Raw genomic sequence first — 22,042 nt, forward strand, 5'->3', positions numbered from 1 at the left:
AAGCGCTTCGACTTCAAGTGTCCGATCGAGGTTATGGACGAGGTGATGCAGGAAGCTATGGCTATGCGGCATGATGCTCCAGCTTCAATTCAATAACCGTGTTGCACTCAGCTCCTGTAACCGCCCAGACTATTTGTCCGGGCGAGCGCGGCAATATAAACAAATAAGGGTTGATGTACATGTGGTTCATTCACTCTGGATAAAGTCGAAAGGACGCCGAGGGGCCGGCACTCCGCAGCGTCCAGACTTATTTAACGGGCTTTAGGCGCAACCAGAAAAGCTAGGTTTGCGATTTTGTTGGTTTCCAGAGAAATGTTTTTCATGATTTGAACTCCTTGTTCATTGATAAGCGAAGTCACCTCGTGGTGACAACTTCATAATAGTTTGTAATGGATTATTGGCAAGTGGATATTAAGTAGGAATATTCCAGTAATTTTGTCGGAGCGATCTTTAGAAAGAGATGGACTTTGTAGGGCAAGTTTCAATAATTTAAGGGCGTAAGGAAACGTCCTGCACGTCAGTCGGACGCAAGTGTAGGAAGTCGCAATAACGAAGGTAAAAGTAGGTTGATTGGCCGTCAGATTCAGGCGTAAAGCAAACGGGGAGCCTGGTGGCTCCCCGTCATCCGCATTGATCAGCTGTTAGGCAGCAGGCGGCAGGTGATGCTCTTGATGTAGCGGGTTTCGGCGATCGCCGGGTGGACCGGGTGATCCGGGCCCTGACCGCCGCGCTCCAGCAACTGGATGTTGCGATCCAGGTGGCGGGCGCTGGTCAGCAGGATGTTTTGCAGATCGTCTTCCGGCAGGTGCATCGAGCACGAAGCGCTGACCAGAATGCCGTCCTTGTTGAGCAGGCGCATGGCTTGCTCGTTCAGACGACGGTAAGCACCTTCGCCGTTCTTCATGTCTTTCTTGCGTTTGATGAACGCTGGCGGGTCGGCCACGATCACGTCGAAGCGTTCTTCGCTTGCCTTCAGCTCTTTCAAGGCTTCGAAGACATCACCTTCGATGCAGGTCATCTTGTCGGCGAAGCCGTTCAATGCAGCGTTGCGCTCGACCCCATCAAGGGCGAAGGCCGAGGCATCGACACAGAACACTTCGCTGGCGCCGAATGCGGCAGCCTGCACGCCCCAGCCACCGATGTAGCTATAGAGGTCGAGTACACGCTTGCCTTTGGCATACGGCGCCAGGCGTGCGCGATTCATGCGGTGGTCATAGAACCAACCGGTTTTCTGACCCTGAATGACCGGCGCTTCGAACTTCACGCCGTTCTCTTCCAGTGCGACCCATTCCGGTACCAGACCGAATACGGTTTCGACGTAGCGGTTGAGGCCTTCGGCGTCACGCGCAGCGGAATCGTTTTTGAACAGAATGCCGCTTGGCTTGAGCACTTGGGTCAGTGCGGCGATCACGTCATCTTTATGCGCTTCCATGGTCGCCGAGGCGATCTGGACCACGAGGATGTCGCCGAAACGGTCAACGACCAGACCCGGCAGCAGGTCGGAATCACCGTACACCAGACGATAGAACGGCTTGTCGAACAGGCGATCACGCAGCGACAGCGCTACGTTGAGGCGATGCACCAGCAGGGATTTGTCCAGCATCACCTTGGTGTCGCGCGACAGCAGGCGTGCACAGATCAGGTTGTTCGGGCTCATCGCCACGATGCCCAGCGGCTTGCCGCCGGCAGCTTCGAGGATCGCCTGATCGCCGGCATTGAAGCCGTGCAGTGGCGTGGCGGCTACATCGATTTCGTTGCTGTAGACCCACAGGTGACCGGCGCGCAGGCGACGGTCGGCGTTGGCTTTGAGGCGCAAGCTAGGCAGGGACATGACGTCGCTCCGGAAAAAAGAGCGGGAGTATAGCGTGTTGAGACTTGTGCCGGGTTTGGCGTGCGATGAAACGCTGGTGACGCCTTCGCGAGCAGACTCGCTCTCACATCGGGCTTGTGGTGATCACAAATCCCCTGTGGGAGCGAGATTGCTCGCGCAAGCGGTCTGGAATGCTACGCCGACAGGGCGCCGATCAACTCACGACTGAACGCCGGAATATCATCCGGCTGCCGGCTGCTGATCAAGTGGCCGTCTTTGACCACTTCCTGATCGACCCAGTTGGCGCCGGCATTCACCAGATCATCCTTGAGCGTCTTGTAGCTGGTCATGGTTTTGCCATTCACCAGCCCCGCCGAAATCAACAGCCAGCCGCCATGGCAGATCACCGCAATCGGTTTACCGGCCGAGGTGCCTGTCTTGACCAGGTGCTGGGCATCCTGGTCGATGCGGATGGTGTCCGAATTCTGTACGCCACCGGGTAATACGATCGCGTCATATTGCTCGCTGCTGGCGGCCTGGAAGGTCCGGTCGACCTTGAAGTCATCCGCCGGTTTGTCATGGTTCCAGCCTTTGACCGTGCCTTCTTCGGCCGAAAGAATGTCGACCTGAGCGCCGGCCTGTTCGAGCGCTTGCTTGGGACCTGTCAATTCAACCTGTTCGAAACCATCAGTTACCAAAAAAGCGACGCGCTTGCCGTTGAGTTGAGTAGCCATCGATAAGCTCCTGAGTCTGTGGGAATTTACCGCCTCATGGGACCTGAATGATCCGTTGGGCATTAATGAATCCGAAGCCGGCGCTTGAATGAAAGTTCCTGACAATTGCCCACTGGTGTGTCGTCCTGCGGTTTTTAGAGGGTAGAATCGCCGCCTGTCCCAGAGTGTGTACTTATGTCCCAAGAGCTGACCGCCGAACAGATCCAACAATCCCTGCAAGGCATCAGCGTGCCCGCGCAGCCGCAGATCATGGTGGATCTGCAAATGGAGCAGTACATGCCTGACCCGGACCTGGAGGTGATCGCCAAGCTGATCGCCCAGGATCCTGGCCTCTCCGGCTCGCTGCTGAAAATCGTCAACTCGCCGTATTACGGCTTGAGCAACAAGATCACTTCGATCCAGCGCGCGGTGAACCTGTTGGGCAGTCGTTCGATCATCAACCTGATCAACGCGCAGTCGATCAAGGGCGAGATGAACGATGACACCATCGTCACGCTCAACCGTTTCTGGGATACCGCCCAGGACGTGGCGATGACGTGCCTGACGCTGGCCAAGCGCATCGGCACTCAGGCCGGCGACGAAGCCTACGCCTTGGGCCTGTTCCACGATTGCGGGGTGCCGTTGATGTTGCAGCGCTTCCCCAATTACATGTCGATTCTGGAAAAAGCCTACGCCCAGGCCAGCGCCGAATGCCGGGTGGTGGACACCGAAAACAACGCGTTCAACACCAACCACGCCGTGGTCGGCTACTACACGGCCAAGTCCTGGCGCCTGCCGGAACACGTCAGTGCAGCGATCGCCAACCACCACAATGCGCTGGCGATTTTCAGCGACGAGTCGTCCCGCAACAGTCAACTGAAGAACCTGCTGGCGATCCTCAAGATGGCCGAGCACATCTGCGCGTCCTATCGGGTACTGGGCAACCAGACCGAAGATTTCGAATGGAACGCGGTCGGCCCGTTGGTGCTTGATTATGTCGGCCTGTCGGAATACGACTTCGAATCCCTAAAACAAACGATTCGCGACCTCGGCGCGCATTGATTCGAGGACGCCATGCCTGAATTGCCGGAAGTCGAAACCACCCGCCGGGGCATTGCTCCGCATCTGGAAGGCCAGCGCGTCAGCCGTGTGATCGTGCGCGACCGCCGTCTGCGCTGGCCCATCCCCGAAGACCTCGATGTGCGTCTGTCGGGCCAGCGCATCATGCTGGTCGAGCGGCGGGCCAAGTATCTGCTGATCAATGCAGAAGTCGGCACGTTGATCAGCCATCTGGGCATGTCAGGTAATTTGCGCTTGGTCGAGGTCGGGTTGCCGGCGCTCAAGCATGAGCATGTCGATATCGAGCTGGAATCCGGTTTGGCCCTGCGCTACACCGATCCGCGGCGTTTCGGCGCAATGCTTTGGAGTACCGATCCACTCAATCACGAATTGCTGATTCGTCTCGGGCCGGAGCCGTTGACCGATCTGTTCGACGGTGAACGGTTGTTTAAGCTGTCGCGCGGACGCTCCATGGCGGTCAAGCCGTTCATCATGGACAACGCGGTGGTGGTCGGGGTCGGCAATATCTATGCGACCGAAGCGCTGTTCGCTGCCGGGATTGATCCGCGTCGCGAGGCCGGGGGCATTTCCCGGACGCGTTATCTGAAACTGGCGATCGAGATCAAACGCATCCTTGCCGCCGCCATCGAGCGTGGCGGCACCACGTTGCGTGATTTTATCGGCGGCGACGGGCAACCGGGATATTTCCAGCAGGAGCTGTTTGTCTATGGCCGTGGTGGTGAACACTGCAAGGTCTGCGGCACCGGGCTGCGCGAAGTGAAGCTTGGCCAGCGCGCCAGTGTTTTCTGCCCGCGCTGTCAAAGCTGAGGTAAACCGTTCGAAAACATCCTACGGTCTATAGTGAGTTGTCTCACTGCCTAGCCCGAAGGATCGTGCCATGAAATCCCTGCAAGTCCTCTGTGCCGCACTGCTGCTGTGTTCCAGCCTGGCTGTCCAGGCCACGGAAACCGGCAGCGGTGATCCGCGTTACACCATCCAGAACCCACCGGCCTACGCCATGCTTGGCGACTTGCTGATCGCCCGACCTTTGCTGGTGGTGGCGACGGTGATCGGTGCGGGGGCGTTTGTGGTGTCGTTGCCGTTTACCGCGCTGGGTGGCGGAATTGGCGATGCAGGGCAGGCGCTGGTGGTTGATCCGGCGAGGGCAGCGTTTGTGCGGTGTCTGGGGTGTGTCGGGGAGGGTTTTGAGCAGCGCGAGTGAGCTGATCCGGGTTTTGCGGTGTTGCCGATGGGCTCATCGCGGGCAAGCCCGCTCCCACAAGGTTATGGTGTTCACACAATTTTTGTTCCACCACAGAACCCTGTGGGAGCGGGCTTGCCCGCGATGGCGTCGCCAGCGGCGCTGAAGAACTCAGGCCTTGCCGGTGATCTTGCGGTACTTCTCCATCAACTGTTCTTCAGTCTCCGGATGCGCTTCGTCCAATGGAATGCAATCCACTGGGCAGACCTGCTGGCACTGCGGTTCGTCGTAGTGGCCGACGCACTGGGTGCACAGATTCGGGTCGATCACGTAGATCTCTTCGCCTTGGGAAATGGCGGCGTTCGGGCACTCGGGTTCGCAGACGTCGCAGTTGATGCAATCGTCGGTGATGATCAGGGACATGCTAACTCCAGCCGGGGCGGTAGGCCCGGGCGCTATAAACCAATGCGCGCAATTGTGCCGCATTGGCGCCCGCAGTGCACGCGGGCGCCGTTTGAACGGTCGTTACTTCTTGAAGCGCAGGGTCAGGGCATCGGCCACGGCCGGGTGAACGAACTTGCTGATATCGCCACCCAGCGCGGCGATTTCCCGCACCAGCGTCGAGGAAATGAACGAATAACGCTCGGACGGGGTAAGAAACAGGCTCTCCACATCCGGCGCCAACTGGCGGTTCATGTTGGCCAGCTGGAACTCGTATTCGAAGTCCGACACTGCGCGCAAACCACGCAGGAAGACATTGGCGTTCTGCTCTTTGGCGAAGTGCGCCAGCAGCGTCGAGAAACCGACCACTTCCACGTTCGGCAGGTGTTTGGTGACCTCACGAGCCAGTTCTACTCGTTGTTCCAGCGGGAACAGCGGGTTCTTCTTGGGGCTGGCGGCGACCGCAATGATCACGTGATCGAACAGGCGCGAGGCGCGTTCGACCAGATCGCCATGGCCCTTGGTAATAGGGTCGAAGGTACCTGGGTACAACACTCGGTTCATCGCGTCGTCCTGGCGGGAGTCCGTTGGGGAGTCGGATGGTATCGCAGCCGTCCCGGTCGGCCAAGTCGCCTGTTGGGTAAGAAAGCACTATAGACGATCGGAATATCCTGCTTTTTCACGGATTTTTCAGCCTGTCGGCGAGGGAAGTGGCCAATTGTGCAGTCAGACCGTACACCGACAATTGCGGGTTGGCGCCAATGCTGGTGGGGAATAGCGAGCCGTCATGAATCGACAGATTGCTCAGTTGATGATGGCGTCCAAGGCTGTCGGTCACCGCGGTTTTCGGATCTTCACCCATCGCGCAGCCGCCCATGACGTGGGCGCTGCCCAGCCGTGTGCGATACAACTCAAGGCTCAAACCATCGATCAGGCTGCGCGCCTCGGCCAGCGTCTTCACGTAACGCGCGTCGGCGTGCATTGGCATCACCGCTTTGGCGCCACCGGCGAACTGGATCTCGGCCATGTTGTGGAACGCGCGGCGCAAGCCTTCCCAGGCGTAAGGCGAAACCTGATAGTCGAGCACCGGCGAGCCGTCGCCGCGCAACTCGACATTGCCGCCCGGGCTGTCCGGGTGAAAACCGTCGCGCAATAACGCCAGCATCGCGTGGGTGTGTGGGAGATCGGCCATGTGCTGCGCGCTCTCCTGACCAAATCCGCCCAGCAGCGTGGCCGCCAGCGCCGGGTGCAGTGGCGGCACCTCCAGTTTGTAACCTATCGGCCCGGAGACACCGTTCTTCCATTGGAAGTGGTCGGAGTAGATCGATTGCGGCGCACCGTAAAAAGGGTTGATCACCTCGTCGAAGCGTCCGGCGGACATGTTCACCAAGTGCAGAAACGTGCGTTTGCCCACTCGCTGATGCGGATCCGGCGCTTCGGAGCGCAGCAGCAGGGCCGGACTGTTGATACCACCGCCGGCCAATATGTAATGCCGCGCCTTGACGGTGATTTTGCGTCCGGTCGGCTCGACGCAGCGTTCATCCATGGCCACGCAGTGCAGGCCGGTCACTTTGTCGCCGTTGATCAGCAGTTTTTCCGCGCGGGCGAGGTACAGCAGTTCGCCGCCCTTTTCCAGGGTGGCCGGAATGGTCGTGACCATCATCGATTGCTTGGCGTTGGTCGGGCAGCCCATACCGCAGTAGCCGAGGTTCCAGCAGCCGCGCACATTGCGCGGAATCACGTGCCAGCTATAGCCGAGTTGCTCGCAGCCTTTGCGGATCACGTCGTTGTTGGGGTTCGGTGGAACCATCCACGGCGCGACGCCGAGGCGCTGCTCCATTTTTTCGAACCATGGCGCCATGTCGGCAGGGCTGTGGCCCTTGACGTTGTGCTCGGTGGCCCAGTGTTCGAGGGTTGGCTCTGGGGTGCGGAAGCTCGATGTCCAGTTGATCAGCGTCGTGCCGCCGACCGCGCGGCCCTGCAGGATGGTGATCGCGCCGTCCTTGCTCATGCGGCCGATGCCTTCCTGATAGAGGCTGCTGTAGGCCTTGTCCTCAAGCATTTTGAAGTCGGAGCTGGTTTTCAGCGGGCCTTCTTCGATCAGCAGCACTTTATAGCCGGCGGCGCTGAGGATTTCCGCGGTGGTACCGCCACCGGCACCGCTGCCGATGATCGCGACATCGGCCTCAAGGGTCAGATCATCGGCCAGTTGCGCGCCATTGTAGGTTTTCCAGCCTCGGGCGAGGCCTTCGCGGAAGGGGTCGGGTACGGGCATCGATCAGGCTCTCTTTATTATTTTTTGATTCGACTGTGCGGCGACTGACGCTATCGCGGGCAAGCCCGCTCCCACAGGTCTAGCGTGATGTTCAGACCGTGGGCGGGCCGGGATAACCGCAGTGCGTCCAGGATTCGCCGCGGTTGTACCAGGCCATCAGCACCATCTGCTGCAAAGAGCTGTGGCCCATGCGCAGCAGACTCAACGAGCTGTTTTCCCAGCGATCAAGAAAGCTGCGCATTGCGTCGGGACTGGCGTTTTCCCAGCTGCCCCAGATCCCGGTGAGCGGCCCGCGCGTCACGGTCATGCCCAGCACGTCGAACAACTGTCGTGTGAGTTTGAGCATTTCCGGCGACAGGTGATCGAGGCTGTAATCCAGCGACTTGAGAGTGCCAGCCACCGCGTCCGGCATTTTCTCTGGAGCCGCGGCGCCATCGAGCATCACCGGAATCAGTGCGCGCAGAAACAGCAGGTCGCCGTCGCGTAACGAGACGAAGCCATTGGCTGCGACGCTCGACGAGCAGCCGCTGAGGCTGGCGCCGAGTCCGGCGGTGGCGAGAAATGCCGTGGCGCCGAGGCTGAATTTCAGCAGGCCACGGCGCGACAGTGCAGGTGTATCGGTCAGGCTTGGGTGCATTGTTTTTATTACCCGGCGGCGATGACGAACGTTTAGCGGATGAACAGCTTCTGGATCAGCTTCTGAATCGATTTGCCATAAGGCGGGTAAATCAGTCGGGCCGCATTGAAGCGCTGTTTAATCAGCACCCCTTTGGCTTTGCTGAAGGTCAGGAACCCTTCGTGACCATGGTAATGGCCCATCCCCGACGCGCCGATGCCGCCGAAGGGCATGTCGTCCTGCGCCACATGCAGCAACGTGTCGTTCAGGCACACGCCGCCGGAATGGGTTTCGTGCAGCACGCGGTTCTGTTCGCGTTTGTCGTAGCCAAAATAGTAAAGAGCCAGAGGTCGAGGCCGCTGATTGATGTAAGCGAATGCCTGCTCCAGATCTCGATACGGCACGATCGGCAACAGCGGGCCGAAGATTTCATCCTGCATGACCGTCATTTCGTCGCTGACATTCAACAACACACTGTGCGGCATGCGCCGGCCCTGACCCTGATCGAACAGCGGAATCAGCAGCGCGCCCTTGCTGGTGGCATCACTGACGTAACTGTTGAGTCGGGCCAGTTGGCGTTCGTTGATGATCGCGGTGTAGTCCGGGTTGTCGGTGAGGGTCGGATAAAAACCCTGTACGGCCTGGCGATAGGCTTCGACGAAGCCGCCGACCCGGTCTTCCGGCACCAGCACGTAATCGGGGGCGACGCAGGTCTGCCCGGCGTTGAGGGTTTTACCGAAGGCGATGCGTTCGGCGGCATCCTTGAGCGGCACATCACGGGAGACGATGGCGGGGGATTTGCCGCCCAGTTCCAGCGTCACGGGCGTGAGGTTTTCTGCTGCGGCGCGCATGACGTGCTTGCCGATGCTGGTGGCGCCGGTGAACAGCAGATGATCGAAGCGCAGACGGGAAAACGCCACGCCGATGTCGGCTTCGCCAAGCACCACACAGACCAGATCTTCGGGGAAGATCCGCGCCAGCAGTTCCTTGAGCAACAGGCCAGTGGCCGGGGTCGATTCACTGAGTTTGAGCATCACCCGGTTGCCCGCCGCCAACGCGCCGACCAGTGGGCCGATGGCCAGATACAGCGGGTAATTCCACGGCACGATGACGCCGATCACGCCCAGCGGCTGGTAAACCACTTTCGCCGAGGCTGGCTGGAAAGCCATGCCGACCTTGCGTCGCGAGTCTTTCATCCAGCCTCTGAGATGGCGACTGGCGTAGTGAATGCCATGCAGGCTCGGCATCAATTCGGCAAGCAGCGTTTCATCGGCGCTGCGATGGCTGAAATCGGCACTGATTGCCTCGATCAAAGCCTGACGCTCGTTGCTGAGCAAATCGCGCAGAGCCTTGAGCCATTGCTGACGCTGGGCAGCAGGTGGCATCGGGTTGGCGGCGTACGCGGCCCTTTGCGCATTGAACTGCCGATCAAGTGCTTGCAGTGGCTCTTGTAGCGTTTGCAGGTAGGCAATATCGGCAGTCATGGTCGGCTCCGGATTTATTATAATGAGGCACTTTTTAGAGTCTATGCTCTAGAAAGTCAAATGACTTCCATGCACAGCAGTGTTTTATCCATTTCCGGTTAGGTCGTAAGATGCTCCTCAACGCACTCTGAATTAAAGCTCAAGCCCATGGCCCCACGAATAAAAACCAGCGAGCGTATCGTGCTGAACAGTCTCGAACTGTTCAATCAACAGGGCGAGCGCAGCATCAGCACCAATCACATCGCCGCCCACATGGAGATTTCTCCGGGCAACCTCTACTACCACTTCCCCAACAAGCAGGCGATCATCGCCGTGTTGTTCAGTGAGTACGAGAGCCTTGTCGACAGCTTCCTGCGCCCGCCGCAGGGGCGCGCCGCGACCGTCGAAGACAAGCGTTTCTATCTCAAGGAGCTGCTCTCGGCGATGTGGCGATATCGCTTTCTGCACCGCGACCTCGAGCATCTGCTCGACAGCGACCCGGAGCTGGCCGCGCGCTATCGGCGTTTTTCCCAGCGCTGCTTGATCCAGGGCGGGGCGATCTACGAAGGTTTTGTTGCCGCCGGGATCCTCGACATGGACCGCGTGCAGATCGAATCCCTGACCCTCAATGCCTGGATCATCCTGACGTCCTGGGTGCGCTTTCTGTGCACCACTCGGGAAAACTCCAATCACCTCAGCGAGCAAGCCATCAAGCGTGGCGTGTACCAGGTGCTGGTACTGGAGGCCGGGTTTGTCACCGCGCAGGCGCGTGAAGAGGTCAATGCGCTGTTCGAGGAGTTTTACGTGCCGCTGGCCCAGGCCCTCGATGACGTGAAGTAAACCGTTTCGTTGAATTCACAGGAGCCCGTTATGCCGATTGCGCAACTGATCAGTCCCGACGCACTGGATGCCCGCAAGGAACAGCCGGGGCTGGTGATTCTCGATTGTCGTTTTGCCCTCGATGACCCGGATTACGGGCAGCGCAGTTATGCCGAGGGGCACATTGCCGGGGCGGGCTTTGCCGATCTGGAGCGCGACCTCAGTGGCAAAGTGGTCAAAGGCGTGACCGGGCGTCATCCTTTGCCCGAGCCGACAGCACTGGTCGAGCGCCTGCAAGCCTGGGGCATCAATGCCGACAGCGACGTGGTTTTGTATGACGACGGCCCCGGTGCCTACGCAGCGCGTGCCTGGTGGTTGCTGGCGTGGCTGGGCAAGCGCGACGGCGTGTTCATTCTCGATGGCGGGCTCAAGGCCTGGCATGCGGCGGGTCTGCCGCTGAGTCTGGATGCGCCGACTCTCACGCCTGGTCATTTCAGTGGTCAGCCGGACATGAGCCTGCTGCTAAGTGCCGAGCAATTACAACAACGCCTCGGTCAACCCGCGTTGACCCTGATCGATGCGCGGGCCCTGCCGCGTTTCAAGGGCGAAGTGGAACCGATCGACCCGATCGCCGGGCACATTCCCGGCGCGCATTGCGCGGCGTTCACCGACAACCTGGGCAGTGATGGAGGATTCCTGCCAGCCGATCAGCTCAAACAGCACTTTGCCGCGAAGCTTGGCGAGCGCTCGCCGTCGGAACTGGTCGCCTATTGCGGCTCAGGCGTGACGGCATGTCACAACCTGTTTGCGCTGTGTCTGGCCGGGTATCCATTGGCTTCGTTGTATGCCGGGTCCTGGAGTGAGTGGATCAACGAGCCTTCGCGCGGTATTGCCACCGGCGAATAAGCTCAAAAGATCACCGTCTGCGGTGCGGTTTGCCAGAAAGGGATCGACTGCCTTGATCGTTCAAGACGCAAGGCGCGCCAGCCACTGCGGGATGCGCCGTTCAAGGTAGTAATCCGGTCGGCGAAGCGTGCCATCGACAAAACCGACGTGGCCACCCTTGGGCTGCAATTCGAACTGCGTGCAGGCAGACAACTCTCCAGCGCTCGGCAAGCTGTGAGGGAAGACGAAAGGATCGTCCGCTGCCTGGATAATTAATGTCGGCGTACGAATCTCACCAAGAAAGTAGCGGCTCGATGCACGGCGGTAGTAATCGTGCGCATCGGTAAATCCGTGCAGCGGCGCCGTCACCCGGCCATCGAAATCCCAGAATGTGCGCATATTTTCCAGTGAGCCGAGCGCGGCCAGCTCGGCCAGACTGTCTTCGCGGCCATCGTGCTGAAACTGCCGTTGCTTGTTCTTGATGTAGCCGACCATCTCGCGCATGAAATGCGCCTGATAGATCTTCGAAAAGCCTTGTCCGATACGGTCGGCGCATTGGTCGAGCCGAAACGGTACCGACACCGCCACGGCACCGATTACGCCGCTGGCGCTGCCGGTTTCGCCCAAGTGCTTGAGCAGCACGTTGCCCCCCAGGGAATAGCCGACGGCATACAGCGGCGCCAGTGGTCGCTTGGCGCGCAGGTGCCGAATGGCTTCGGCGAGGTCTTCGCTGGCCCCGGAGTGATAGCTGCGCGACAGCAGATTCGGCTCGCCCGAACAGCCACGCCAGTTGAGCGCCACACTGGCCCAGCCTTGAGCGCCCAGCACTTTTTGCAGGCCGGCGACATAAGGCGAATTGGACGAACCGGTCAGGCCGTGCAACACCAGCACCAATGGCGCATCGGCGCTGTGCGGGCCGTGCCAGTCGAGGTCGAGGAAGTCACCGTCTGCAAGCCACAAGCGTTCACGTTCACGTTCGCGGTCCAGGTGGGTGGTTTTGCGCCAGAGCGGTCCCCACAAGGTTTGCAAGTGCGGGTTGCCGAGGCCGAAGGCTGGCGTAAAACGGGGGCTTGATGTTGGGTTCAGTGACGGCACGGCAACTCTCGACAGGTCTTGCGCAAAGCGGCGGGCGTATCAGGCGCTGACGCTTTCAATGAAAGAACCTAACTTGCCACAAAGCCTGTTTCGACGCGACATCACCCTGACGGTTACCAGGCGCCACCGATCAGCAGACCGGTGGCGTTTCACTGTTTCATTTATTGCTTGAGCGTCAGGCACTGCGTTGCTTGACGCTGCTAGTGAGCGGTTTAAAAAAACCGAACCGCTACAGTCGCAGACTGTTTAAAGCGTTACTTCGGTTTTGTTCCGATCGGCAATGCACAAACGACGGTGGCATTTTCGCGGGTGAGGTAGGCGTTGGCTGCAACATGAACGTCCTCAGGGGTGATGCTGCGCAACAGCCCGACTTTATCGTCAAGCAACTGCAAAGGCTGACCTGATCCATACAAATAGGAGAGCGCTTCTGCCTGGTGCTCTAGTGAGCTGTTCCAGACTTGAGGCAGCGAACAGGCTTTGTTGACGGCGGAGTCGATCTCTTCAGCAGAGAAAGGGGAACGCTTCACTTCATCCAGAAACTTCCAGAAGTTCTCTTCGGCTTCCTGTGGGTCGCCGTGGATATAAAAAGCAAGGCCGAGAATTGTATTGCCTTGATTGTCTCCAATGAACCTCGGTACAACTCCACCACGCTTTTCCTGGAGTGCGGCCAAACGTGGCAGGGTATCGCCTTCAAGCAAGGAGCCTAATACTTCCAGTTCATAAACCAGCGGTGTGTTGAATATGAAGATCATCATGGAATACTCGGGGTGTTGAGTATCCAGGTACTGCGTTATCCGGCGATAGCCGGGCGCTGCCGGAACTTGCACCGCAGATCTGAACGAAGGCTCACCTCGTGGGATATCTGCGAAGTGGCGTTCGACCAAGCGCCGGGCTTCTTCAATTCCAATATCGCCAGTGATTGCCAGCTGTGCGTTGTCGGGGCAGTGCCGACTCCGCCGCAAGTTCCGTATGCGATCGGGAGACAATCTTTCAAGGTTGGCCGAAACCGCCTGATGGGATCTGTAGTGCCTGCTGCCTGCGTACACCAGGCACTCGATTTCTGGGCTGTACCATATCGGTGATAAGAAGAAGGATTCCTTCTTGTTCCTGTCTCTGGTGATATTCAGAGCATTTTGCAGCGATTCGTCCGGCGGATCGGTTGTCATCAGCTTCGACTGGAGCTTGAGCGCGCTTTCCAAGTGTTCTACCGGTACCAATAGCGAGTCAGTCAGTTGGCCAGAGCCAGGGGAATCGCCGTAACGGAACCGAGTACCTCCGCTTTCTGTAATGAAGGCCTCGTAATCGTTTTTTAGATATCGCAGTGCACGCAGTAGCACGTTGCCCGTCCCGAACTCTTCAGGGCGCTCGTCACCGCGGCTGGCGAAAGTCAGTGTTAGTGCAACTTGAGGTGTTCGGTGATCTTCTCGCACTACAACTTTCAAGCCATTGTCGAGCGTGAACTCATGAAGCGGATTAGGGGTGTATTCGAGGGTGTTTGTATTCATTAAAGTTTCATCCATGATGTTTAGGCGACTAATTTCGCTTGCACAAGATGGATGAAACAGAGGTCTCTCGCTATTGCTGAACTATTGCAACTTAATTAAAAGCCGAGCTGGAGGCTCGGGCAATTAAGTTGTCTGCTCAGGCGTGGTCAAGCGATTGTTTCTGCCAGGCGATGCCACAACGCGTAATACACGCGACCGGATTTCTGCTCGCGATGCAGACGCCAGTTTTGCGGCAGGCCGAGGGTCGAGGGGGCGCTTTCGCTTTCGGTGTAAACCCAGGCGTCATCGGCCAGCCACTGGCGCTCTTCGAGCAATGTGCACACGGTGGGCAGCAGGTTCTGGTTGAACGGTGGGTCGAGGAACACCAGGTCATACGCGGTGGCAGTTTGCGTTTCCAGATAGCGCAGGGCGTCGGCAGTTTGTACCTGACCGTTGGTGCAGCGCAGGGTGCCGAGGTGTTCCTTGAGGCTTGAAACGGCGATATTACTGGCGTCCAGCGCCTGGCCCATGGCGGCGCCACGGGACAGTGCTTCGAGAAACAGCGCGCCGCTGCCGGCGAACGGATCGAATACCTTGGCCCCCTCCACGTAAGGTGCGAGCCAGTTGAACAGGGTCTCACGCACGCGGTCCGGCGTTGGGCGCAGACCCGGCGCATCGGGGAAGCTCAGCTTGCGGCTGCCCCATTCACCACCAATGATGCGCAGTTGATTCACGCCGTTGTGCACGTTGTGAACAGGTTTTTTTGGACGAGTAGCCATTAATGCTCCGGAACCCCGAGCGGTTGCTCGGCAGGTTTATCAGATGGGGCCGGTAACGGCTTTTGCGGCACGGTCGGGCCAGCGGTGACGATGACCATTTTGTCCGTGCTCAAGTGTTTGTTCAGTGCGCTGCGGACCTGCTCTACGGTCAGGCTCTGGGACTGACGCATGAAGTCATCCAGGTAGCTCAACGGCAGATTATAGAAGCCCATGGCGCCAAGTTGGCCAACAATGTCGGCGTTGCTCGCGGTGGACAGCGGGAAGCTGCCGGCCAGTTCGCGTTTGGCGTCGTCGAGTTCTTTCTGGGTCGGGCCGGTTTTCAGGTAGTCGGCGAGTACATCCTGCACCAGTTTCAGAGTGCCTTCGCTCATTTCAGCGCGGGTCTGCAGGTTGATCAGGAACGGGCCGCGAACCTGCATCGGGCTAAATCCGGAATACACGCCATAGGCCAGCCCGCGTTTCTCGCGAACTTCGCTCATCAACCGGGTGCCGAAACCACCGCCGCCGAGTATCTGGTTGCCCATCGACAATGCCGCGTAGTCAGGGTCATCACGATCGATGCCCAACTGCGCGATCATCAGGTTGGTCTGCTTCGACGGGAATTCGATGTGACCGACGCTGGCTTGCGGTTCCTGTGGCTGGGCAATTTTCGCCATTGCCGGGCCTTTCGGCAGGGCAGCGGACACCTGATTGGCAATCGCCTCGGCGTCAGCGCGGGACAGGTCGCCGACCAGCGCGATCACCACGTTGCCGGCAGCGTAGGCTTTGGCGTGGAATTCACGCAGTTGCGCGAGGGTGATCTTCGGCACGCTCTGCTCGTTGCCGTCGCTCGAATGCGCGTACGGGTGATCGCCATACAGGCGCTTCATCAGCTCCAGGCTGGCAAGTTTGCCGGGGTTCTGTTTCTGGTATTCGAATCCGGCGAGCATCTGATTCTTGATGCGCGCGAACGAGTCGGCGGGGAAAGTCGGTTTGCCGACGACTTCCGAGAACAGACTCAATGCCGGTTCGCGCTGGTCAGCGGCGCTCAGACTGCGCAGCGAAGCCAGCGCCATGTCCTTGAAAGCACCATTGCCGAAATCCGCGCCGAGGCCTTCGAAACCTTGGGCGATAGCACCGACGTCCTTGCCGGCCACGCCTTCATTGAGCATCGCGTTGGTCAGCACCGCCAGACCCGGCGCGTTGCCGTCCTGACTGCTGCCGGCGGCGAAGATCAGACGCATGTCGAACATCGGCAGTTCGTGGGCTTCGACGAACAGCACCTTGGCGCCTTCGGCGGTGTTCCAGGTTTGCACGTCGAGTTTGCGGCTAGCCGGGGCCTTGCCGTCGAGTTCGGCCAGCGATTGCAGCTTCTGCGCGGACTTGGCGTTGTCCAGTGCTTCGCTCGCCTTGCTGTCAGCGCCTGGCGACAGATAGAAAGCGGTGGCGCCGATCACCGCGACAGCGATCAGACCAAGCAACAACAGGCGTGGGGTTTTGCGCTCACTCATGAGTCGTCTCCAGTGGCAGTACGTGGGCGACGCTGAGACGTTCGCGGGTGAAATACAGCTTGGCGGCGTTCTGGATGTCTTGCGGCGTGACGCTCTCCAGATCGGCCAGTTCGGTGTCCATCAGTTTCCACGACAGGCCGACGGTCTCAAGCTGACCGATGGCCGTGGCCTGGCTGGTGATCGAGTCACGCTCGTAGACCAGGCCGGCAATCACTTGCGCACGCACGCGTTCCAGTTCTTCGGCGGACGGCGCGGTGGTTTTCAACTGCTCCAGCAGCTTCCACAAACCGGCCTCGGCTTGCGCCATGGTCTTTTTCTTCTGCGTGTTGGGCGTGGCCGAGAGGGTGAACAGGCTGTCGCCGCGAGTGTAGGCGTCGTAGCTCGACGAGCCGCCGGACACCAGCTCTTCGCCGCGCTCCAGTTGGGTGGGAATGCGCCCGCTGTAACCGCCATCGAGCAGCGCCGAAATCAACCGCAGCGCGTTAACCGAACGTTTGTCTTCGGCAGTGGCGATGCTCGGCACGTTGAAACCGAGCATCAGGCTAGGCAGTTGTGTCTGCACATGCAGGGTGATCTTGCGCTCGCCGGGCTCGGCCAGTTCCAGCGGTTGTTTCGCCGGAGGTACGTCGCGTTTGGCGATTGGGCCGAAGTAGCGTTGGGCGAGGGTTTTGACTTCGTCCGGGGTGACGTCGCCGACGACCACCAGCGTGGCGTTGTTCGGCACGTACCAGGATTGATACCAGTGACGCAGCTCTTCAACCTTCATCCGGTCGAGGTCAGCCATCCAGCCGATTGTCGGCGTGTGATAACCGCTGGCCGGGTAAGCCATCGCCTTGTAACGCTCGTAAGCCTTGGACATCGGCTTGTCATCGGTGCGCAGACGGCGCTCTTCCTTGATGACTTCGATTTCCTTGGCGAACTCGTCGGCCGGCAGGCGCAGGTTGGCCATGCGATCGGCTTCCAGTTCAAAGGCCACGCCCAGACGGTCGCGCGCCAGCACCTGGTAATAAGCGGTGAAGTCGTCGCTGGTGAACGCGTTCTCTTCAGCACCGAGGTCGCGCAGGATCAGCGAGGCTTCGCCGGGGCCGACTTTCTCGCTGCCCTTGAACATCATGTGCTCAAGCGCATGAGACAGACCGGTCTGGCCCGGGGTTTCGTAGCTGGAACCGACCTTGTACCAGACCTGCGACACCACCACCGGCGCGCGGTGGTCTTCGCGCACGACGACCTTCAGGCCGTTGTCGAGGGTGAATTCGTGGGTCGGTTGCGGGTCGGCCGCCAGGGCCGAAAGGGGCAGGCAGACTGTGCTGAACAGCAGGCCTGCAGCGCGGCGGGCTAGAGCATTCATTCTTTTTTAACCTGTTGAGCTGCCCGCTTGGTCTTAGCGTCGGCGGGCGAGGAGGTGCTAGGATACTGATCCGTTTTACCGGCGACCACGCCTATCAGGTTTTCAGGCCTGATGCGGCTGTATAGGTTGGCGGCAGAAAGCAGCGGTTTATCGACTAGACTTCGCTTTTTCGCCGATTTTTCCGGTTTAGTCCTTCGTTAATACGAATCTTTGGGGTGCCGCTGGCGCCTCGACAAAATGTTGCGCGTGAACAAGCTGGGTGAAACACAGTCTGTTCTGCATCGAATATTTATTTGCCGGGGCGCCCTTATGGCGCGTCGCTACCGTGAGATAGCCGTCCTCCATGTTTGGTTCCAACGACGACAAGAAGACCCCAGCTGCGGCTGGCGAGAAGAAAAGCCTGTTCGGATGGCTGCGTAAGAAACCGCAGGAACCCGTCGTCGAACAGCCGCCCGCGATTCCTGAACCGGCCCCGGCGCCTGCTCCTTTAATAGAAGAAGAGCCGACGCCGATTGTGCTGCCGAATGCCGAACCGGTGTTGCAACCGGTTGAGCCAGAACCGGAGCCTGCAGCGCCTGTGGCCGTTGAGCTGCCGCTGACTCCGGCGGCTGAGCCATGGCTGACCTTGCCAGTGGCGGAAGAGCCGGTGGCGCTGGTTGAAGAGGCTGCGCCGCATATCACCCCGCAGATTCCTGCGCCGGCTGCGTTTGTTCCAGAGGTCGCTCCGGCTCCTGTGGTGGCTGCGCCCGTTGTTTCAGAGCCTGTCCCTGAACCTATCGCTTCCGAGCCTGTTGCTCCGGTCGTTCCTGCCCCTGTTGCTCCAATCGTTCAACAGCCCGGGCCAGCACCTGCCCCCGTGGTTGCTGCTCCAGTCTTGCCGGTCGAAGTGGTTACCGAAGCCCCGCGCACCGAAGAAACCAAAGCCGGTTTTTTTGCCCGCCTCAAGCAAGGTCTGTCGAAAACCAGTGCCAGCATTGGCGAGGGCATGGCCAGCCTGTTCCTGGGCCGCAAAACCATTGATGACGAGCTGCTGGATGACCTCGAAACCCGTCTGCTGACCGCCGACGTTGGCGTCGAAGCCACCACGCAGATCATCCAGCGCCTGACCCAAAAGGTCGCTCGCAAGGAACTTGCCGACGCCGATGCGTTGTACAAATCCCTGCAGGCCGAACTGGCTGCGATGCTCAAACCGGTCGAGCAGCCGCTGAAAATCGTTTCGCAGAACAAACCGTTCGTGATCCTTGTGGTCGGCGTCAACGGTGCCGGCAAAACCACCACCATCGGCAAACTGGCGAAGAAGCTGCAACTGGAAGGCAAGAAAGTCATGCTGGCCGCCGGTGACACCTTCCGCGCTGCTGCTGTTGAGCAGTTGCAGGTATGGGGCGAGCGCAACAAGATCCCGGTGATCGCCCAGCACACGGGCGCCGATTCCGCTTCGGTGATCTTCGACGCTGTGCAAGCCGCCAAGGCGCGTGGCATCGACGTGTTGATCGCCGACACCGCCGGCCGTCTGCACACCAAAGACAATCTGATGGAAGAACTGAAAAAGGTTCGCCGTGTGATCGGCAAGCTCGACGCCGACGCGCCGCACGAAGTGCTGCTGGTACTCGACGCCGGTACCGGCCAGAACGCCATCAACCAGGCCAAGCAATTCAACCAGACTGTCGAGCTGACCGGCCTGGCGCTGACCAAACTCGACGGCACCGCCAAAGGTGGGGTGATCTTTGCCCTGGCCAAGCAGTTCGGTCTGCCGATTCGCTATATCGGCGTCGGCGAAGGCATCGACGATTTGCGTACCTTTGAAGCCGAACCCTTTGTCCAGGCACTCTTTGCCGAGCGGGAGCGTTCATGATTCGTTTCGAACAGGTCGGTAAACGCTACCCGAACGGACACGTCGGCTTGCATGAGCTGAGCTTTCGAGTCCGTCGCGGCGAGTTCTTGTTTGTCACCGGCCATTCCGGTGCCGGTAAATCCACGCTATTGCGCCTGTTGCTGGCAATGGAGCGTCCGACCAGCGGCAAGCTGCTGCTCGCCGGGCAAGACCTGAGCACCATCAGCAATGCGCAGATTCCGTTCCTGCGCAGGCAGATTGGTGTGGTGTTCCAGAACCACCAGTTGCTGTTCGATCGCACGGTGTTTAACAACGTCGCGTTGCCGTTGCAGATTCTCGGGCTGTCCAAGCCCGAAATCGCCAAGCGCGTCGATTCGGCGCTGGAGCGCGTGGCGCTGTCGGATAAAACCGATCTGTACCCGGGCGACTTGTCCACCGGTCAGCAACAGCGCGTCGGCATCGCCCGCGCCATCGTCCATCGTCCGGCCCTGCTGCTGGCGGACGAACCGACCGGTAACCTCGACCCGCGTCTGGCGGCCGAGATCATGGGTGTGTTCGAAGACATCAACCGCTTGGGCACCAGCGTGCTGATCGCCAGTCACGACCTGGCGCTGATCGCCCGTATGCGTCACCGCATGCTGACCTTGCAGCGTGGCCGATTGATCGGCGACGGGGAGGCCGGGGTATGAGTGCCACTCGCAGTCCGAAGGTTTCCGAGCGCGTGGCCCCGAAAGCCGCCGATCCGCAACCGGCCAAAAAGAAAAAACACGACGATGACGACGGCCCTGACTTCGCCACGCTGTTTCGCGCCTGGGTCGAAAGCCATCGCGCCAGCCTGCTCGACAGCCTGCGTCGTCTCGGCAAGCAGCCGATCGGCAGTTTCTTCACCTGTATGGTGATGGCGGTGGCGCTGAGCCTGCCGATGGGTCTTTCGCTGTTGCTCAATAACGTCGAGCGTCTCGGCGGATCGTGGCAGCGTGCGGCGCAGATCTCGCTGTACCTGCAGCTCGACGCCAGCCCGGAGCAGGGCGAGTCGTTGCGCGAACAGATCAAAGGCATGCCCGGCGTAGCTGATGCTGAATATGTCGGGCGCGATCAGGCGCTGGAAGAGTTTCAACAGCAGTCCGGTTTGGGCGAAGCCCTGCGCGAGCTGCCGGAAAACCCGCTACCGGGCGTGGTGCTGGTGACGCCGAACGAGGTCGACAAGACCACCCTGGAAGCATTAAGACAAAAACTTTCCGAGCTGCCGAAGGTACAACAGGCACAACTTGATCTAGTCTGGGTCGAGCGTCTGGCCGCCATCCTCAAGCTCGGCGATCGTTTTGTCTTCGGTCTGACGGTACTGCTGGTTTCTGCATTACTTTTGGTGATAGGCAATACCATTCGTCTTCATATTGAAAACCGCCGCACAGAGATAGAAGTGATTAAACTCGTCGGCGGCACTGACAGCTATGTGCGGCGCCCCTTCCTTTATATGGGCGCGTTGTATGGCTTCGGTGCGGGGCTGTTGTCCTGGGGCGTATTGGCGTTCGGCCTGGACTGGCTGAACGATGCGGTGGTTGGATTGGCCGGCTTGTACGGCAGTGATTTCGCGCTGGCCGGAGTGCCAGTTGCCGATGGTCTGTCGCTCTTGCTTGGCGCGGTGCTGTTGGGTTATATCGGTGCATGGATTGCAGTCGCACGTCATCTCAGGGAGCTGGCGCCGAAGTAGAATCTTTTTTGCGCGTGATTGGCCTTACGGTTTTTGGGAACTTGTACCTGAGTTCCCGGTCAATTTTTCGCAGTGCTGAGAAGCACGAGTATGTAAGTCGGAGGTTTTTTCGTATGACCAATTCTTTGCAACCTGCGTACGCGTTGGTTCCAGGCGCAAACCTGGAAGCCTATGTGCACACCGTGAACAGCATTCCATTGCTGACGCCGGAGCAGGAGCGTGAACTGGCCGAGAGTCTCTATTATGAGCAGGATTTGGGGGCGGCTCGGCAGATGGTGCTCGCCCACCTGCGTTTTGTCGTACACATTGCCCGTAGCTATAGCGGCTACGGTCTGGCTCAGGCTGACCTGATCCAGGAAGGTAACGTCGGCCTGATGAAGGCCGTAAAGCGCTTCAACCCGGAAATGGGTGTGCGCCTGGTGTCGTTCGCAGTGCACTGGATCAAGGCGGAAATTCACGAGTTCATCCTGCGCAACTGGCGCATTGTGAAAGTCGCGACCACCAAGGCCCAGCGCAAGCTGTTCTTCAACCTGCGCAGCCAGAAGAAGCGTCTGGCGTGGCTGAATAACGAGGAAGTCCACCGTGTGGCGGAAAGCCTCGGCGTCGAACCGCGTGAAGTGCGCGAGATGGAAAGTCGCCTGACCGGCCATGACATGGCTTTCGACCCGGCTGCGGAAGCGGACGACGACAGCGCTTTCCAGTCGCCGGCCAACTATCTGGAAGACCACCGGTACGATCCGGCGCGTCAACTGGAAGATGCCGATTGGAGCGACAACTCCAACAACAACCTGCACGAAGCTTTGGAAGTGCTGGACGAACGCAGCCGCGACATCCTCTACCAGCGCTGGCTGGCAGAAGAGAAAGCCACGCTGCACGACCTGGCGCAGAAGTACAACGTGTCGGCCGAGCGAATCCGTCAGCTCGAAAAGAGCGCGATGAACAAGCTCAAATTGTCGATTGCCGCATAACCGGCCCCTGACAACAAAAAATGCCCCGATCAGCGATGATCGGGGCATTTTTGT

The 22,042-nt window shown here is 59.4% G+C and carries 21 protein-coding genes; 9 read left to right on the forward strand and 12 right to left on the reverse strand.

The window, feature by feature from the left end; genetic code table 11:
- Window positions 1-634 precede the first annotated feature (634 nt).
- The gene (locus JJD74_RS22150; RefSeq protein ID WP_042561574.1) at window positions 635-1,831 is read right to left on the reverse strand and encodes a class I SAM-dependent rRNA methyltransferase; all 1,197 of its coding nucleotides are present in this window, start codon (window positions 1,829-1,831) and stop codon (window positions 635-637) included.
- 173 nt (window positions 1,832-2,004) lie between these two features.
- Complete coding sequence (locus JJD74_RS22155; protein ID WP_042561573.1) at window positions 2,005-2,544, reverse strand: type 1 glutamine amidotransferase domain-containing protein; 540 nt, start codon at window positions 2,542-2,544, stop codon at window positions 2,005-2,007.
- Between the two features lie 228 nt (window positions 2,545-2,772).
- On the opposite strand from JJD74_RS22155, the gene JJD74_RS22160 reads away from it, so the two are divergent.
- The 3 genes from JJD74_RS22160 to JJD74_RS22170 all read left to right on the forward strand — a co-directional run bounded on the left by JJD74_RS22160 (window position 2,773) and on the right by JJD74_RS22170 (window position 4,804).
- A complete protein-coding gene (locus tag JJD74_RS22160) occupies window positions 2,773-3,585 on the forward strand; it encodes an HDOD domain-containing protein (protein ID WP_181818492.1) in 813 nt (270 codons plus the stop codon).
- Window positions 3,586-3,597: 12 nt separating this feature from the next.
- Window positions 3,598-4,410 carry a bifunctional DNA-formamidopyrimidine glycosylase/DNA-(apurinic or apyrimidinic site) lyase gene (gene mutM / locus JJD74_RS22165; RefSeq protein WP_200616834.1) on the forward strand — a complete coding sequence of 271 codons (813 nt, stop codon included), beginning with the start codon at window positions 3,598-3,600 and terminating at the stop codon, window positions 4,408-4,410.
- Between the two features lie 70 nt (window positions 4,411-4,480).
- On the forward strand, window positions 4,481-4,804 hold the full coding sequence (locus JJD74_RS22170; RefSeq protein WP_042561570.1) for a multidrug transporter: 324 nt from the start codon (window positions 4,481-4,483) through the stop codon (window positions 4,802-4,804).
- Window positions 4,805-4,954: 150 nt separating this feature from the next.
- Here JJD74_RS22170 and JJD74_RS22175 read toward each other — a convergent pair whose 3' ends face one another.
- The 5 genes from JJD74_RS22175 to JJD74_RS22195 all read right to left on the reverse strand — a co-directional run bounded on the left by JJD74_RS22175 (window position 4,955) and on the right by JJD74_RS22195 (window position 9,599).
- On the reverse strand, window positions 4,955-5,206 hold the full coding sequence (locus tag JJD74_RS22175; RefSeq protein ID WP_003195146.1) for a YfhL family 4Fe-4S dicluster ferredoxin: 252 nt from the start codon (window positions 5,204-5,206) through the stop codon (window positions 4,955-4,957).
- Between the two features lie 102 nt (window positions 5,207-5,308).
- Window positions 5,309-5,788: a pantetheine-phosphate adenylyltransferase gene (coaD, locus tag JJD74_RS22180; protein WP_003229157.1), complete on the reverse strand. Its 480-nt coding sequence runs from the start codon at window positions 5,786-5,788 to the stop codon at window positions 5,309-5,311.
- A gap of 115 nt (window positions 5,789-5,903) precedes the next feature.
- Entirely contained in the window at window positions 5,904-7,499 is a 1,596-nt protein-coding gene (locus JJD74_RS22185; RefSeq protein WP_200616835.1) for a GMC family oxidoreductase, read from the reverse strand.
- A gap of 91 nt (window positions 7,500-7,590) precedes the next feature.
- Window positions 7,591-8,136, reverse strand: a complete 546-nt coding sequence (locus JJD74_RS22190) for a twin-arginine translocation pathway signal protein (RefSeq protein ID WP_200616836.1) — start codon at window positions 8,134-8,136, stop codon at window positions 7,591-7,593.
- Window positions 8,137-8,168: 32 nt separating this feature from the next.
- Window positions 8,169-9,599: a coniferyl aldehyde dehydrogenase gene (locus tag JJD74_RS22195; protein WP_042561567.1), complete on the reverse strand. Its 1,431-nt coding sequence runs from the start codon at window positions 9,597-9,599 to the stop codon at window positions 8,169-8,171.
- Window positions 9,600-9,746: 147 nt separating this feature from the next.
- Here JJD74_RS22195 and JJD74_RS22200 point away from each other — a divergent pair, with 147 nt between their 5' ends.
- Together JJD74_RS22200 and JJD74_RS22205 are read left to right on the forward strand one after the other, a co-directional pair.
- Window positions 9,747-10,418: a TetR/AcrR family transcriptional regulator gene (locus tag JJD74_RS22200; RefSeq protein ID WP_047303967.1), complete on the forward strand. Its 672-nt coding sequence runs from the start codon at window positions 9,747-9,749 to the stop codon at window positions 10,416-10,418.
- Window positions 10,419-10,448: 30 nt separating this feature from the next.
- The gene (locus JJD74_RS22205; protein ID WP_200616837.1) at window positions 10,449-11,303 is read left to right on the forward strand and encodes a sulfurtransferase; all 855 of its coding nucleotides are present in this window, start codon (window positions 10,449-10,451) and stop codon (window positions 11,301-11,303) included.
- Between the two features lie 60 nt (window positions 11,304-11,363).
- Here the strand turns inward: JJD74_RS22205 and JJD74_RS22210 are convergent, their stop codons facing one another.
- The 5 genes from JJD74_RS22210 to JJD74_RS22230 all read right to left on the reverse strand — a co-directional run bounded on the left by JJD74_RS22210 (window position 11,364) and on the right by JJD74_RS22230 (window position 17,478).
- A complete protein-coding gene (locus tag JJD74_RS22210) occupies window positions 11,364-12,368 on the reverse strand; it encodes a hydrolase (RefSeq protein WP_200616869.1) in 1,005 nt (334 codons plus the stop codon).
- 263 nt (window positions 12,369-12,631) lie between these two features.
- A complete protein-coding gene (locus JJD74_RS22215) occupies window positions 12,632-13,882 on the reverse strand; it encodes a M16 family metallopeptidase (RefSeq protein WP_200616838.1) in 1,251 nt (416 codons plus the stop codon).
- Window positions 13,883-14,028: 146 nt separating this feature from the next.
- Window positions 14,029-14,640 carry a 16S rRNA (guanine(966)-N(2))-methyltransferase RsmD gene (rsmD, locus tag JJD74_RS22220; RefSeq protein ID WP_042561563.1) on the reverse strand — a complete coding sequence of 204 codons (612 nt, stop codon included), beginning with the start codon at window positions 14,638-14,640 and terminating at the stop codon, window positions 14,029-14,031.
- Window positions 14,640-16,130 carry a M16 family metallopeptidase gene (locus tag JJD74_RS22225; RefSeq protein WP_200616839.1) on the reverse strand — a complete coding sequence of 497 codons (1,491 nt, stop codon included), beginning with the start codon at window positions 16,128-16,130 and terminating at the stop codon, window positions 14,640-14,642. The genes rsmD and JJD74_RS22225 overlap by 1 nt, the downstream gene beginning before the upstream one ends.
- The gene (locus tag JJD74_RS22230) at window positions 16,123-17,478 is read right to left on the reverse strand and encodes a M16 family metallopeptidase (protein WP_115147105.1); all 1,356 of its coding nucleotides are present in this window, start codon (window positions 17,476-17,478) and stop codon (window positions 16,123-16,125) included. Before JJD74_RS22230 ends, JJD74_RS22225 begins: the two co-directional genes overlap by 8 nt.
- Window positions 17,479-17,821: 343 nt before the next feature.
- Between JJD74_RS22230 and ftsY the strand changes: the two genes are divergently transcribed.
- From ftsY to rpoH, 4 genes are all read left to right on the forward strand, one after another.
- Window positions 17,822-19,330 carry a signal recognition particle-docking protein FtsY gene (gene ftsY / locus JJD74_RS22235; RefSeq protein ID WP_200616840.1) on the forward strand — a complete coding sequence of 503 codons (1,509 nt, stop codon included), beginning with the start codon at window positions 17,822-17,824 and terminating at the stop codon, window positions 19,328-19,330.
- On the forward strand, window positions 19,327-19,998 hold the full coding sequence (ftsE, locus tag JJD74_RS22240; RefSeq protein ID WP_042561559.1) for a cell division ATP-binding protein FtsE: 672 nt from the start codon (window positions 19,327-19,329) through the stop codon (window positions 19,996-19,998). The genes ftsY and ftsE overlap by 4 nt, the downstream gene beginning before the upstream one ends.
- Window positions 19,995-21,020 carry a permease-like cell division protein FtsX gene (gene ftsX, locus JJD74_RS22245; protein ID WP_042561558.1) on the forward strand — a complete coding sequence of 342 codons (1,026 nt, stop codon included), beginning with the start codon at window positions 19,995-19,997 and terminating at the stop codon, window positions 21,018-21,020. Before ftsE ends, ftsX begins: the two co-directional genes overlap by 4 nt.
- A gap of 113 nt (window positions 21,021-21,133) precedes the next feature.
- Entirely contained in the window at window positions 21,134-21,988 is an 855-nt protein-coding gene (rpoH, locus tag JJD74_RS22250; RefSeq protein WP_042561557.1) for an RNA polymerase sigma factor RpoH, read from the forward strand.
- Window positions 21,989-22,042 lie beyond the last annotated feature (54 nt).

It is taken from the genome of Pseudomonas sp. MF6776 (assembly GCF_016613125.1).
In the GTDB taxonomy this organism is placed as follows: Bacteria; Pseudomonadota; Gammaproteobacteria; order Pseudomonadales; family Pseudomonadaceae; genus Aquipseudomonas; species Aquipseudomonas iridis.

Coding starts and splice junctions, on each gene's coding strand:
- JJD74_RS22225 (WP_200616839.1), bottom strand. CDS start 16,130: ATGAGTGAGCGCAAAACCCCACGCCTGTTGTTGCTTGGTCTGATCGCT.
- JJD74_RS22195 (WP_042561567.1), bottom strand. CDS start 9,599: ATGACTGCCGATATTGCCTACCTGCAAACGCTACAAGAGCCACTGCAA.
- JJD74_RS22155 (WP_042561573.1), bottom strand. CDS start 2,544: ATGGCTACTCAACTCAACGGCAAGCGCGTCGCTTTTTTGGTAACTGAT.
- coaD (WP_003229157.1), bottom strand. CDS start 5,788: ATGAACCGAGTGTTGTACCCAGGTACCTTCGACCCTATTACCAAGGGC.
- JJD74_RS22205 (WP_200616837.1), top strand. CDS start 10,449: ATGCCGATTGCGCAACTGATCAGTCCCGACGCACTGGATGCCCGCAAG.
- JJD74_RS22185 (WP_200616835.1), bottom strand. CDS start 7,499: ATGCCCGTACCCGACCCCTTCCGCGAAGGCCTCGCCCGAGGCTGGAAA.
- ftsY (WP_200616840.1), top strand. CDS start 17,822: ATGTTTGGTTCCAACGACGACAAGAAGACCCCAGCTGCGGCTGGCGAG.
- JJD74_RS22190 (WP_200616836.1), bottom strand. CDS start 8,136: ATGCACCCAAGCCTGACCGATACACCTGCACTGTCGCGCCGTGGCCTG.
- JJD74_RS22150 (WP_042561574.1), bottom strand. CDS start 1,831: ATGTCCCTGCCTAGCTTGCGCCTCAAAGCCAACGCCGACCGTCGCCTG.
- JJD74_RS22230 (WP_115147105.1), bottom strand. CDS start 17,478: ATGAATGCTCTAGCCCGCCGCGCTGCAGGCCTGCTGTTCAGCACAGTC.
- ftsE (WP_042561559.1), top strand. CDS start 19,327: ATGATTCGTTTCGAACAGGTCGGTAAACGCTACCCGAACGGACACGTC.
- rpoH (WP_042561557.1), top strand. CDS start 21,134: ATGACCAATTCTTTGCAACCTGCGTACGCGTTGGTTCCAGGCGCAAAC.
- rsmD (WP_042561563.1), bottom strand. CDS start 14,640: ATGGCTACTCGTCCAAAAAAACCTGTTCACAACGTGCACAACGGCGTG.
- JJD74_RS22215 (WP_200616838.1), bottom strand. CDS start 13,882: ATGAATACAAACACCCTCGAATACACCCCTAATCCGCTTCATGAGTTC.
- JJD74_RS22170 (WP_042561570.1), top strand. CDS start 4,481: ATGAAATCCCTGCAAGTCCTCTGTGCCGCACTGCTGCTGTGTTCCAGC.
- ftsX (WP_042561558.1), top strand. CDS start 19,995: ATGAGTGCCACTCGCAGTCCGAAGGTTTCCGAGCGCGTGGCCCCGAAA.
- JJD74_RS22175 (WP_003195146.1), bottom strand. CDS start 5,206: ATGTCCCTGATCATCACCGACGATTGCATCAACTGCGACGTCTGCGAA.
- JJD74_RS22200 (WP_047303967.1), top strand. CDS start 9,747: ATGGCCCCACGAATAAAAACCAGCGAGCGTATCGTGCTGAACAGTCTC.
- mutM (WP_200616834.1), top strand. CDS start 3,598: ATGCCTGAATTGCCGGAAGTCGAAACCACCCGCCGGGGCATTGCTCCG.